This window comes from Winogradskyella sp., from assembly GCF_965228925.1.
GTDB lineage: Bacteria > Bacteroidota > Bacteroidia > Flavobacteriales > Flavobacteriaceae > Winogradskyella.
Map to the genome: position 1 here is coordinate 2,298,088 of NZ_OZ245845.1, position 15,763 is coordinate 2,313,850.

Genomic DNA, 15,763 nt, shown 5'->3' on the forward strand with positions numbered 1-15,763 from the left:
AGACTTTTACTTAAAAGTTTGTTTATAGGCTAACGAATGCATTTGATTTTAACAGATAAATCTATTCGTTAGGCCTAGTGTGAAAATTAAATTATACACCAACTATATAATAATATGAAAATCTTTAGCCGATTCTCGATGACGTACTTTATCAAGTATTTTTTCACTGTTTTATTCGTCTTAATAATTTCTTCTTTAGAGTTGCATGCCCAATGCGCTGATACAACGGCAACAGGTGACTGTGATTCTGATTTAGTTTTAAATGCCGCAGATATCGATGATGACAACGATGGTATTTTAGATAGTATTGAAGATGCCAATCTAGATCTGGATAATGACCCTTCGACAAATCCCACAGATACCGACAGTGATTTAATTCCAGATTATTTGGACTTGGATAGTGATAACGATGGTATTTATGATGTTGATGAGGCTGGTTACGGAGCCCAAGACACAAATAGTGATGGCCGAATAGATATAAATGATGCGGGTTTCGCAGATATAAATAGCAATGGTGCAGACGATGCAGCAGAATTGTTAACGCCTATTGATACATTCAATAATGGAAGTTTCAATTTCCAAAATTTGGATAGTGATGAAGAAGGTTGTTCAGATGCTAATGAAGCCTACTCAAGTGACACTGCAGATGGTGGCGATGGTGGTCAGTTTGGTGCTGTGGATCCTGCGACGGTAGATGGTAACGGTTTAGTTACAGAAGCAGGTATTAACTATGCATTAGGCACAAATTCAGCCGTAACCGATTTAACTGATTTTTCAGCCTGTACGACCTGTTTAATTACGGATATAAGTGAATCTAATATCGATGCGTGTAATGATAATGGCACACCTAGTAATTTTAACGATGATACATTTACTGCAGATATTACGGTTACCTTTACAGATGCACCTGCAACAGGAACATTAGATTTATCAGGTGATGGTACAGCCTCTGTTTCGGTAGTAGGTCTAACGTCTCCACATACCTTTGTCGATGTCGTTCTTAGTTCTGATGGCTCGTCAGTAGACTTAGTGGCGTCTTTTTCAGATTTGCCTGTTTGTAGGCTTCAGAATCCAACTGTATTTCAAGCCCCGTTTGAATGTAGTGATGATGCCTGTCCAGACGTTCTAGCTCCTAGTAATCCATCGGCTCCCATAACTCCAGCTCAGGTTAATATAGGTGTTTCGAATCCAACAGATCCAACACTTCCTGCAACTTTAGATTTTGTCGACATATTTTTTCAGCCGAATTTGTTCACAGGTATCATTAGACCATCAGCAACAAACTATCAATTTGCCAATCCTGCTGCTGCTAATCAATTTATTGTTGACCAAACAGTAACTATAAACGACATTACAGATGGTCCAGCCATTTTTGACCCTGCACTTATTGAAGCAAATGCAAATAGAGATCTTAGACATTATTTATCATTGGATAATGGGATTGATCCAACAGATTTTGTGGAATTTATTTATAATTCCCCAATTACATCTTCATCCAATAAATACGTTGTAATAACAGAAAGAAACGGTAATAATCAGTTGACTGTTCAAGCTTTGGATGGCTCTCAAAATTTAATTGGCAGTGCAGTTACCGTGACATCCGCGGATTATCTATTTACAACCGCGGTTGCAGATTTTGGTCAGAATATTTTTATGGCGATTTATCCGTTGACGGCCTTTTCTCCTAGAGGTACAACCATACAAGGTATAAGAATTACACAAAGTGGTTCTTCTGGTGTTGATGGTGGAGATGGAAAAGCATTTATTCTATACGATCCTTTATCTTATACACCGCCTCCTTCAATTGAGGTAACTACGGCTGCAGTTCAACCATCGTGCCCTACTAATTTAGGATCAATTACCGTTGATGCTACAGATAATGGTGGGGGTACTATTGAGTATAGTTTAACGAGCCTTAGCGGTACAAATGACCAGACATGGCAAACATCTAATGTATTTAACAATTTACCTCCAGATACGTATACACCAAGTGTAAGATATCAATCTACTCCTGCATGTTTTGAGGTGTCAAATACGCCATTGGTTTTAAACTTTGCTAGCTGTCCAAGCATAGAAGCGGTGAAGACTGTGGCGATCACCAACGACGTAGCTCCCGTGGGTGCCAGTTTGGGCGATACGGTGACCTATACCATAGAAGTAACGAACACGGGCAATGTGATCCTTGACGGCGTGGGTATCGTCGATACCTTCGAGGATGCCAACGGAAATCCGTTGACCCTGACCACTGGTCCAACCTTCGACCCATTAAATTCAGACAATATAGAGGGTATCTTGGGCGTTGGCGAGCTAGCGACCTATACGGCGACCTATGTTATCGCACAGGATGCCGTAGATGCAGGTGGCTTTAGCAATAGTGTATTAGCTGATGGCGATAGTCCAGCAGATGTAAATGTAACCGACACGAGCGACGACGGCGACGACCTTGACGGCAACACGGTGGACGACCCGACGGTGGTTAGCATCGCGCAGAACCCTGCGATGGAACTGACCAAGACGGCATTGATCACGACGGACGTCGGTCCGGCCGGGGCCAGCCTCGGAGATGAGATCACCTATACCTTCAGCGTTGAGAACACCGGGGACGTGACGCTCAGCGACATCGGGATCGACGATACGCTTACGGGCAGTGTGGACCTTGCGATCAGCCCATCGACCCTTGCTCCTGGAGCAACGGGCACGGTAACGGCGACCTATACGATCACCCAGGCCAACGTGGATGCTGGCAACGTAACGAACAGTGCGACTGCTACTGGCGACAGCCCTAGCGGTACCGATGACGTAACGGACACCAGTGACGACGGCGACGACCTCGACGGCAACACGGTGGACGACCCGACGGTGGTAACCATCGCGCAGAACCCTGCGATGGAACTTACCAAGACGGCACTGATCACGACGGACGTCGGTCCGGCCGGTGCGAGTGTGGGGGACGAGATCACCTATACCTTCAGCGTGGAGAACACCGGGGACGTGACGCTCAGCGACATCGGGATCGACGATACGCTTACGGGCAGTGTGGACCTTGCGATCAGCCCATCGACCCTTGCTCCTGGAGCAACGGGTACCGTAACGGCGACCTATATTATTACACAGGCCAATGTGGACGCGGGCAACGTAACCAACAGTGCTACGGCCACGGGCGATAGTCCATTGGGCGGCCCTGACGATATAACGGACACCAGTGACGACGGCGACGACCTCGACGGCAACACGGTGGACGACCCGACGGTGGTTAGCATCGCGCAGAACCCTGCGATGGAACTTACCAAGACGGCATTGATCACGACGGACGTTGGTCCGGCCGGTGCGAGTGTGGGGGACGAGATCACCTATACCTTCAGCGTTGAGAACACCGGGGACGTGACGCTCAGCGACATCGGGATCGACGATACGCTTACGGGCAGTGTGGACCTTGCGATCAGCCCATCGACCCTTGCTCCTGGAGCAACGGGCACGGTAACGGCGACCTATACGATCACCCAGGCCAACGTGGATGCTGGCAACGTAACGAACAGTGCGACTGCTACTGGCGACAGCCCTAGCGGTACCGATGACGTAACGGACACCAGTGACGACGGCGACGACCTCGACGGCAACACGGTGGACGACCCGACGGTGGTAACCATCGCGCAGAACCCTGCGATGGAACTTACCAAGACGGCATTGATCACGACGGACGTTGGTCCGGCCGGTGCGAGTGTGGGGGACGAGATCACCTATACCTTCAGCGTGGAGAACACCGGGGACGTGACGCTCAGCGACATCGGGATCGACGATACGCTTACGGGCAGTGTGGACCTTGCGATCAGCCCATCGACCCTTGCTCCTGGAGCAACGGGTACCGTAACGGCGACCTATATTATTACACAGGCCAATGTGGACGCGGGCAACGTAACGAACAGTGCTACGGCCACGGGCGACAGCCCATTGGGCGGCCCTGACGATATAACGGACACCAGTGACGACGGCGACGACCTCGACGGGAACACGGTGGACGACCCGACGGTGGTTAGCATCGCGCAGAACCCTGCGATGGAGCTTACCAAGACGGCATTGATCACGACGGACGTTGGTCCGGCCGGTGCGAGTGTGGGGGACGAGATCACCTATACCTTCAGCGTGGAGAACACGGGGGACGTGACGCTCAGCGACATCGGTATCGACGATACGCTTACGGGCAGTGTGGACCTGGCGATCAGCCCATCGACCCTTGCTCCTGGAGCAACGGGTACCGTAACGGCGACCTATACCATTACACAGGCCAACGTGGACGCGGGCAACGTGACCAACAGTGCAATGGCCACGGGCGACAGCCCATTGGGCGGCCCTGACGATATAACGGATACCAGTGACGACGGCGACGACCTTGACGGCAACACGGTGGACGACCCGACGGTGGTTAGCATCGCACAGAACCCTGCGATGGAACTGACCAAGACGGCATTGATCACGACGGACGTCGGTCCGGCCGGGGCCAGCCTCGGAGATGAGATCACCTATACCTTCAGCGTTGAGAACACCGGGGACGTGACGCTCAGCGACATCGGGATCGACGATACGCTTACGGGCAGTGTGGACCTTGCGATCAGCCCATCGACCCTTGCTCCTGGAGCAACGGGCACGGTAACGGCGACCTATACGATCACCCAGGCCAACGTGGATGCTGGCAACGTAACGAACAGTGCTACGGTGACTGGCGATAGTCCATTGGGCGGCCCTGACGATATAACGGACACCAGTGACGACGGCGACGACCTCGACGGCAACACGGTGGACGACCCGACGGTGGTTAGCATCGCGCAGAACCCTGCGATGGAACTTACCAAGACGGCATTGATCACGACGGACGTTGGTCCGGCCGGTGCGAGTGTGGGGGACGAGATCACCTATACCTTCAGCGTGGAGAACACCGGGGACGTGACGCTCAGCGACATCGGGATCGACGATACGCTTACGGGCAGTGTGGACCTTGCGATCAGCCCATCGACCCTTGCTCCTGGAGCAACGGGTACCGTAACGGCGACCTATATTATTACACAGGCCAATGTGGACGCGGGCAACGTAACGAACAGTGCTACGGCCACGGGCGACAGCCCATTGGGCGGCCCTGACGATATAACGGACACCAGTGACGATGGCGATGACCTTGACGGCAATACGGTAGATGACCCAACGGTGGTCATTATACCACAGAACCCGGCTATGGAACTGACCAAGACGGCACTCATTACCAACGACGTGGCACCTGCGGGTGCTAGCTTGGGCGATGAGATCACATATACGTTCACTGTAGAGAACACAGGTGATGTGACCATCAGCGACATTGCGATTGACGATGCGCTTACGGGCAGTGTCGACCTTGCGATCAGCCCATCGACCCTTGCTCCTGGAGCAACGGGTACCGTAACGGCGACCTATACCATTACGCAGGCCAACGTGGATGCGGGCAACGTGACCAACAGTGCGACTGCCACGGGCGACAGCCCATTGGGCGGTCCTGACGATATAACGGACACCAGTGACGACGGCGACGACCTCGACGGCAACACGGTGGACGACCCGACGGTGGTAACCATCGCGCAGAACCCTGCGATGGAACTTACCAAGACGGCACTGATCACGACGGACGTCGGTCCGGCCGGTGCGAGTGTGGGGGACGAGATCACCTATACCTTCAGCGTGGAGAACACCGGGGACGTGACGCTCAGCGACATCGGGATCGACGATACGCTTACGGGCAGTGTGGACCTTGCGATCAGCCCATCGACCCTTGCTCCTGGAGCAACGGGTACCGTAACGGCGACCTATATTATTACACAGGCCAATGTGGACGCGGGCAACGTAACCAACAGTGCTACGGCCACGGGCGATAGTCCATTGGGCGGCCCTGACGATATAACGGACACCAGTGACGACGGCGACGACCTCGACGGCAACACGGTGGACGACCCGACGGTGGTTAGCATCGCGCAGAACCCTGCGATGGAACTTACCAAGACGGCATTGATCACGACGGACGTTGGTCCGGCCGGTGCGAGTGTGGGGGACGAGATCACCTATACCTTCAGCGTTGAGAACACCGGGGACGTGACGCTCAGCGACATCGGGATCGACGATACGCTTACGGGCAGTGTGGACCTTGCGATCAGCCCATCGACCCTTGCTCCTGGAGCAACGGGCACGGTAACGGCGACCTATACGATCACCCAGGCCAACGTGGATGCTGGCAACGTAACGAACAGTGCGACTGCTACTGGCGACAGCCCTAGCGGTACCGATGACGTAACGGACACCAGTGACGACGGCGACGACCTCGACGGCAACACGGTGGACGACCCGACGGTGGTAACCATCGCGCAGAACCCTGCGATGGAACTTACCAAGACGGCATTGATCACGACGGACGTTGGTCCGGCCGGTGCGAGTGTGGGGGACGAGATCACCTATACCTTCAGCGTGGAGAACACCGGGGACGTGACGCTCAGCGACATCGGGATCGACGATACGCTTACGGGCAGTGTGGACCTTGCGATCAGCCCATCGACCCTTGCTCCTGGAGCAACGGGTACCGTAACGGCGACCTATATTATTACACAGGCCAATGTGGACGCGGGCAACGTAACGAACAGTGCTACGGCCACGGGCGACAGCCCATTGGGCGGCCCTGACGATATAACGGACACCAGTGACGACGGCGACGACCTCGACGGGAACACGGTGGACGACCCGACGGTGGTTAGCATCGCGCAGAACCCTGCGATGGAGCTTACCAAGACGGCATTGATCACGACGGACGTTGGTCCGGCCGGTGCGAGTGTGGGGGACGAGATCACCTATACCTTCAGCGTGGAGAACACGGGGGACGTGACGCTCAGCGACATCGGTATCGACGATACGCTTACGGGCAGTGTGGACCTGGCGATCAGCCCATCGACCCTTGCTCCTGGAGCAACGGGTACCGTAACGGCGACCTATACCATTACACAGGCCAACGTGGACGCGGGCAACGTGACCAACAGTGCAATGGCCACGGGCGACAGCCCATTGGGCGGCCCTGACGATATAACGGATACCAGTGACGACGGCGACGACCTTGACGGCAACACGGTGGACGACCCGACGGTGGTTAGCATCGCACAGAACCCTGCGATGGAACTGACCAAGACGGCATTGATCACGACGGACGTCGGTCCGGCCGGGGCCAGCCTCGGAGATGAGATCACCTATACCTTCAGCGTTGAGAACACCGGGGACGTGACGCTCAGCGACATCGGGATCGACGATACGCTTACGGGCAGTGTGGACCTTGCGATCAGCCCATCGACCCTTGCTCCTGGAGCAACGGGCACGGTAACGGCGACCTATACGATCACCCAGGCCAACGTGGATGCTGGCAACGTAACGAACAGTGCTACGGTGACTGGCGATAGTCCATTGGGCGGCCCTGACGATATAACGGACACCAGTGACGACGGCGACGACCTCGACGGCAACACGGTGGACGACCCGACGGTGGTTAGCATCGCGCAGAACCCTGCGATGGAACTTACCAAGACGGCATTGATCACGACGGACGTTGGTCCGGCCGGTGCGAGTGTGGGGGACGAGATCACCTATACCTTCAGCGTGGAGAACACCGGGGACGTGACGCTCAGCGACATCGGGATCGACGATACGCTTACGGGCAGTGTCGACCTTGCGATCAGCCCATCGACCCTTGCTCCTGGAGCAACGGGTACCGTAACGGCGACCTATATTATTACACAGGCCAATGTGGACGCGGGCAACGTAACCAACAGTGCTACGGCCACGGGCGATAGCCCATTGGGCGGTCCTGACGATATAACGGATACCAGTGACGACGGCGACGACCTTGACGGCAACACGGTGGACGACCCGACCGTGGTAAGCATCGCGCAGAACCCTGCGATGGAACTGACCAAGACGGCATTGATCACGACGGACGTCGGTCCGGCCGGGGCCAGCCTCGGAGATGAGATCACCTATACCTTCAGCGTTGAGAACACCGGGGACGTGACGCTCAGCGACATCGGGATCGACGATACGCTTACGGGCAGTGTGGACCTTGCGATCAGCCCATCGACCCTTGCTCCTGGAGCAACGGGCACGGTAACGGCGACCTATACGATCACCCAGGCCAACGTGGATGCTGGCAACGTAACGAACAGTGCTACGGTGACTGGCGATAGTCCATTGGGCGGCCCTGACGATATAACGGACACCAGTGACGACGGCGACGACCTCGACGGCAACACGGTGGACGACCCGACGGTGGTTAGCATCGCGCAGAACCCTGCGATGGAACTGACCAAGACGGCATTGATCACGACGGACGTCGGTCCGGCCGGTGCGAGTGTGGGGGATGAGATCACCTATACCTTCAGCGTTGAGAACACCGGGGACGTGACGCTCAGCGACATCGGGATCGACGATACGCTTACGGGCAGTGTGGACCTTGCGATCAGCCCATCGACCCTTGCTCCTGGAGCAACGGGCACGGTAACGGCGACCTATACGATCACCCAGGCCAACGTGGATGCTGGCAACGTAACGAACAGTGCGACTGCTACTGGCGACAGCCCTAGCGGTACCGATGACGTAACGGACACCAGTGACGACGGCGACGACCTCGACGGCAACACGGTGGACGACCCGACGGTGGTAACCATCGCGCAGAACCCTGCGATGGAACTTACCAAGACGGCACTGATCACGACGGACGTCGGTCCGGCCGGTGCGAGTGTGGGGGACGAGATCACCTATACCTTCAGCGTGGAGAACACCGGGGACGTGACGCTCAGCGACATCGGGATCGACGATACGCTTACGGGCAGTGTGGACCTTGCGATCAGCCCATCGACCCTTGCTCCTGGAGCAACGGGTACCGTAACGGCGACCTATATTATTACACAGGCCAATGTGGACGCGGGCAACGTAACCAACAGTGCTACGGCCACGGGCGATAGCCCATTGGGCGGCCCTGACGATATAACGGATACCAGTGACGACGGCGATGACCTTGACGGCAACACGGTGGACGACCCGACCGTGGTAAGCATCGCGCAGAACCCTGCGATGGAACTTACCAAGACGGCATTGATCACGACGGACGTCGGTCCGGCCGGGGCCAGCCTCGGAGATGAGATCACCTATACCTTCAGCGTTGAGAACACCGGGGACGTGACGCTCAGCGACATCGGGATCGACGATACGCTTACGGGCAGTGTGGACCTTGCGATCAGCCCATCGACCCTTGCTCCTGGAGCAACGGGCACGGTAACGGCGACCTATACGATCACCCAGGCCAACGTGGATGCTGGCAACGTAACGAACAGTGCGACTGCTACTGGCGACAGCCCTAGCGGTACCGATGACGTAACGGACACCAGTGACGACGGCGACGACCTCGACGGCAACACGGTGGACGACCCGACGGTGGTAACCATCGCGCAGAACCCTGCGATGGAACTTACCAAGACGGCATTGATCACGACGGACGTTGGTCCGGCCGGTGCGAGTGTGGGGGACGAGATCACCTATACCTTCAGCGTGGAGAACACCGGGGACGTGACGCTCAGCGACATCGGGATCGACGATACGCTTACGGGCAGTGTGGACCTTGCGATCAGCCCATCGACCCTTGCTCCTGGAGCAACGGGTACCGTAACGGCGACCTATATTATTACACAGGCCAATGTGGACGCGGGCAACGTAACGAACAGTGCTACGGCCACGGGCGACAGCCCATTGGGCGGCCCTGACGATATAACGGACACCAGTGACGATGGCGATGACCTTGACGGCAATACGGTAGATGACCCAACGGTGGTCATTATACCACAGAACCCGGCTATGGAACTGACCAAGACGGCACTCATTACCAACGACGTGGCACCTGCGGGTGCTAGCTTGGGCGATGAGATCACATATACGTTCACTGTAGAGAACACAGGTGATGTGACCATCAGCGACATTGCGATTGACGATGCGCTTACGGGCAGTGTCGACCTTGCGATCAGCCCATCGACCCTTGCTCCTGGAGCAACGGGTACCGTAACGGCGACCTATACCATTACGCAGGCCAACGTGGATGCGGGCAACGTGACCAACAGTGCGACTGCCACGGGCGACAGCCCATTGGGCGGTCCTGACGATATAACGGACACCAGTGACGACGGCGACGACCTTGACGGCAACACGGTGGACGACCCTACGGTGGTAACCATCGCACAGAACCCTGCGATGGAACTTACCAAGACGGCATTGATCACGACGGACGTTGGTCCGGCGGGAGCTAGCTTGGGCGATGAGATTACTTACACATTTACCGTAGAGAATACGGGTGATGTGACCATCAGTAATATTACGATCGACGATGCCCTAACGGGTAGCACGGGTGTATCGATAGTACCTGGCACTTTGGCGCCTGGCGCGGTAGGTACGGTAACGGCGACCTATATTATTACGCAGACCGATGTGGATGCGGGCAACGTGACCAACAGTGCGACTGCTACTGGCGACAGCCCTAGCGGTACCGATGACGTAACGGACACCAGTGACGATGGCGACGACCTCGACGGCAATACGGTAGATGACCCAACGGTTGTCGTTATACCTCAGAACCCTGCGATGGAACTGACCAAGACGGCATTGATCACGACGGACGTTGGTCCGGCGGGAGCTAGCTTGGGCGATGAGATTACTTACACATTTACCGTAGAGAATACGGGTGATGTGACCATCAGTAATATTACGATCGACGATGCCCTAACGGGTAGCACGGGCGTATCGATAGTACCGGGCACACTTGCACCGGGCGCGGTAGGTACCGTAACGGCGACCTATATTATTACGCAGACCGATGTGGACGCGGGCAACGTGACCAACAGTGCGACTGCGACGGGCGACAGCCCATTGGGCGGTCCTGACGATATAACGGACACCAGTGACGACGGCGATGACCTTGACGGGAACACGGTGGACGACCCAACCGTTGTAACCATCGCACAGAGCCCTGCGATGGAACTGACCAAGACGGCGCTGATTACCAATGACGTGGCACCTGCGGGGGCCAGCCTCGGGGACGAGATCACCTATACGTTCAGCGTTGAGAACACTGGGAACGTGACGATAAGCGACATTACGATCGACGATGCCCTAACGGGTAGCACGGGCGTATCGATAGTACCAGGCACACTTGCACCGGGCGCAGTAGGTACGGTAACGGCGACCTATATTATTACACAGACTGATGTGGACGCGGGCAACGTTACCAACAGTGCGACTGCTACTGGCGACAGCCCTAGCGGTACCGATGACGTAACGGACACCAGTGACGACGGGGACGACTTGGACGGCAATACGGTAGATGACCCAACGGTGGTTATTATACCACAGAACCCTGCGATGGAACTGACCAAGACGGCGCTGATTACCAATGACGTGGCACCTGCGGGAGCTAGTTTGGGCGATGAGATTACTTACACATTTACCGTAGAGAATACGGGTGATGTGACCATCAGCGACATTGCGATTGACGATGCGCTTACGGGTAGTGTCGACCTTGCGATCAGCCCATCGACCCTTGCTCCTGGAGCAACGGGTACCGTAACGGCGACCTATACCATTACGCAGGCCAACGTGGATGCGGGCAACGTGACCAACAGTGCGACTGCCACGGGCGACAGCCCATTGGGCGGTCCTGACGATATAACGGACACCAGTGACGACGGTGACGACCTTGACGGGAACACGGTTGACGATCCAACGGTGGTTATTATACCACAGAACCCGGCCATGGAACTGACCAAGACGGCATTCATTACCAATGATGTAGGACCGACGGGAGCTAGTTTGGGTGATGAGATTACTTACACGTTTACCGTAGAGAATACAGGCGATGTGACCATCAGCAATATCACGATCGACGATGCCCTAACGGGTAGCACGGGCGTATCGATAGTACCGGGCACACTTGCACCGGGCGCAGTAGGTACGGTAACGGCGACCTATATTATTACACAGACTGATGTGGACGCGGGTAACGTGACCAACAGTGCGACGGCCACGGGCGACAGCCCATTGGGCGGTCCTGACGATATCACGGACACCAGTGACGATGGCGATGACCTTGACGGGAACACGGTAGATGACCCAACGGTGGTCATTATACCACAGAACCCGGCCATGGAACTGACCAAGACGGCACTCATTACCAATGATGTTGGACCGGCGGGTGCTAGCTTGGGCGATGAGATCACATATACGTTCACTGTAGAGAACACAGGTGATGTGACCATCAGCGACATTGCGATTGACGATGCGCTTACGGGAAGTGTTGACTTGGCGATTAGCCCATCGACTTTGGCACCGGGCGCGACCGGTACGGTAACGGCGACCTATACCATTACCCAGACGGACGTGGACGCGGGCAATGTGACCAACAGTGCGACGGCCACGGGCGACAGCCCATTGGACGGCCCTGACGATATAACGGATACCAGTGACGATGGCGACGACCTTGACGGGAACACGGTGGATGATCCAACGGTGGTCGTTATACCACAGAACCCGGCCATGGAACTGACCAAGACGGCATTAATCACAACTGATGTTGGTCCGGCAGGAGCTAGCTTGGGCGATGAGATTACTTACACATTTACCGTAGAGAATACAGGCGATGTGACCATCAGTAATATTACGATCGACGATGCTCTTACGGGCAGTGTTGACTTGGCGATCAGTCCATCGACTTTGGCACCGGGCGGAATAGGAGCTGTGACGGCGACCTATATCATTACGCAGGCCGATGTAGATGCAGGTAATGTGACCAACAGTGCAACGGCGACGGGCGACAGCCCATTGGGCGGCCCTGATGATATAACTGATACCAGTGATGATGGGGACGACCTTGACGGGAACACGGTGGATGACCCAACAGTGGTCGTTATACCACAGAATCCAGCGATGGAACTGACCAAGACGGCACTCATTACCAATGATGTAGGACCGGCGGGTGCTAGTCTCGGTGATGAGATTACTTACACGTTCACTGTAGAGAATACAGGTGATGTGACTATCAGCAATATCACGATCGACGATGCTCTTACGGGCAGTGTTGACTTGGCGATCAGTCCATCGATTTTGGCACCGGGCGGAATAGGAGCTGTGACAGCAACCTATATCATTACGCAGGCCGATGTGGATGCAGGTAATGTGACCAACAGTGCAACGGCCACAGGCGACAGCCCATTGGGCGGTCCTGACGATATCGTTGACATTAGTGACGATGGCGACGATATGGATGGCAATACGGTGGATGACCCGACGGTGGTCGTTATACCGCAAGATCCAATTTTAGCCATAGAAAAAACAAGCAGTTTAGACCTAGGCGTTGATGGCATTGCGAGTGTTGGAGATATCATTACTTATACTTATACAGTCACTAATGAAGGAAATGTAACAGTTTTCGATGTGAGTGTTACAGAAGATGCTGCAGACTTTACAGGAACAGGAATCTTACCAGTACCTGTTTATCAGAGTGGAGGAAGTGATGAAGATGGAGAGGCCGACTTAGAAGATATGGTTGTGGGTTCAGGAACGATCGTTTACACAGCGACTTATGCCATAACTCAGGCTGATATTGATGCCGGTGTAGTAACAAATCAAGCCACTACAAATGGTACAGGCCCACTTGGGGATCCTGTTAGTGATGATAGTGATGATCCAAGTGACCCAACGGGAACTGACGATCCAACCGATACAAGTATACCGCAGTTACCAAGTTTAGCTGTAGAAAAGACGAGTAATTTAGACCTGGGTGCTGATGGTATAGCAAGTGTAGGGGATATCATTACCTATACCTATACAGTGACGAATACAGGAAATGTGACGGTCTTTGATGTGAGTGTTACAGAAGATGCTGCCGACTTTACGGGAACAGGTACTTTACCGACGCCGGTTTATGTGAGTGGCGGAAGTGATGAAGATGGAGAGGCTGACTTAGAAGATATGGTTGTGGGTACAGGAACGATTGTTTACACAGCGACTTATGCCATAACTCAGGCTGATATCGATGCTGGAATTGTTACAAACCAGGCCATTGCTAGTGGAACAGATCCATTAGGAGGCAGTGTTACTGATGATAGTGATGATCCAAGCGATCCAACAGGAACTGATGATCCAACAGATACAAGTATACCACAGTTACCAAGTATTGCGATAGAAAAGACGAGTAATTTAGACTTGGGTGCTGATGGTGTAGCAAATGTAGGAGATATGATTACTTATACCTATACGGTGACGAACACTGGAAATGTAACGGTCTTTGATGTGAGTGTTACTGAAGATGCTGCGGACTTTACAGGAACGGGTACTTTACCAACGCCGGTTTATGTCAGTGGCGGAAGTGATGAAGACGGTGAGGCTGACTTAGAAGATATGGTTGTTGGTACAGGAACCATTGTTTACACAGCGACTTATGCCTTAACTCAGGCTGATATTGATACCGGAATTGTAACAAATCAAGCCATAGCTAGCGGTATAGCACCATTGGGTGATCCTGTAGACGATGATAGTGATGATCCTACTGATCCAACAGGTACAGATGATCCTACCGATACGGAAATCATTCAAGTGCCTATGATAAGTCTCATTAAGACGACACTTCCATTAGCTGATACCAATGGTGACGGCATTGAAGGAAGTTTGGGTGACCTTATTTCATATGTATTCATTGTCGAAAATACAGGTAATGTCACTTTAACTAATATTGTGGTCGAAGATATATTACCTGGGTTAAACCTAGTTGGAGGTCCAATAGCGCAGTTGCTACCGGGAGAAGTTGATAATACAACCTATACGGCGACTTATGAGATTACACAAATTGATTTAGATATTGGATCTGTTACGAATTCTGCAAATGTCAGTGCTGAAGCACCTGGGGGTGATTTAGCAAATCCTACAGATGATATTGTAGATACCAGTGATGATCCTGATGATTCAAGTGATAATGATGATAATGGCGACGGTGACCCAGATGATCCGACAGTAACTGAAGTTAATTCAATTTTTGATTTAGAGGTGACCAAAGAAGTCAATGAAATACGACCGGTAGTAGGTGATGAAATTGTATTTACAATTGAAGTGGCTAATATCGGAAATGTCACCGCGACCAATGTGGTGATTAGCGAACAAATCCCGAGTGGCTATGTCTTTGTGTCTGCAATTACAACGGCAGGAACCTATTCTGAATTTGATGGTGAATGGACTGTAGGTCAGTTAAATCCTGATCAGGTTGAAATTCTTGAAATTACCGTCGAAGTTCTTGGAATTGGGGATTATTTAAACACGGCTTTCGTGAGTATTGCAGATGGTGGAACAGACGTGAATCCAGCAAATGATGAAGGCAGTGCATCGGTTGATCCTATATGCTTGACCATTTATAATGAGTTCTCGCCAAATGGGGATGGTGTTAATGAAACTTTCGTTATTGATTGCTTAGAACGTTTCCCTAACAATAAATTGGAAGTCTATAACAGATGGGGTAACATCGTTTATTCTAAGAATGGTTACCTGAACGATTGGGATGGTACTTCTAACGGAAGAGCCGTAATCAACCAGTCGGGTGAATTACCAGTTGGAACATATTATTATGTTCTAGACTTAGGGGATGGATCAGAACCTAGAGTAGGATGGTTATACATTAATAGATAAAACTAAT

1 protein-coding gene is annotated in these 15,763 nt (G+C 53.4%); it reads left to right on the forward strand.

Annotated elements, in window-relative coordinates:
• Positions 1-138: 138 nt before the first annotated feature.
• Positions 139-15,756, forward strand: coding sequence for a DUF7507 domain-containing protein (locus tag ACO052_RS09330; protein ID WP_422107739.1), 15,618 nt, complete (start codon positions 139-141; stop codon positions 15,754-15,756).
• Positions 15,757-15,763: the final 7 nt, after the last annotated feature.